At 36.7% G+C, this 324-nt stretch carries 1 protein-coding gene; it reads right to left on the bottom strand.

All coding sequences use genetic code 11. The features are described from left to right. On the bottom strand, positions 1-324 hold a 324-nt coding region (locus tag AOA61_RS05940; RefSeq protein WP_143521187.1), incomplete at both ends, for a PAS domain-containing protein.

Below are 324 nucleotides of genomic sequence, written 5' to 3'. Positions count from 1 at the left end.
GACTACATACCCTACGATTTCCTCGCCATCCATGATAGATGAAACGACATACTCCACTGGAAATTCAGAATCGTCTTTTCTTAAAAAGGTTTCGTCTTTATAAGAATGGGGTTGATCATCATTCATGGAAGATGGCAATAAACTAACGTTTATAATGCTACTTGCATTTTTTCCAATCAGTTCATTATCGAGCTCATAGCCTAGCATCTTGGCACCTGCTGGATTACAAAAAGTAATGTTACTATTTAAATCTAGTCCAAAGATCCCTTCCCCAGCAGAGTTAAGAATTAATTCCTTTTCTCTACTTAGTTGTTGAAGTTCAGT

Source organism: Pseudomonas sp. 2995-1 (assembly GCF_002742505.1).
GTDB lineage: Bacteria > Pseudomonadota > Gammaproteobacteria > Pseudomonadales > Pseudomonadaceae > Aquipseudomonas > Aquipseudomonas sivasensis.
Note: the sequence above shows the minus strand (reverse complement) of the source record. Positions and strands in the feature narration are given on the sequence as shown.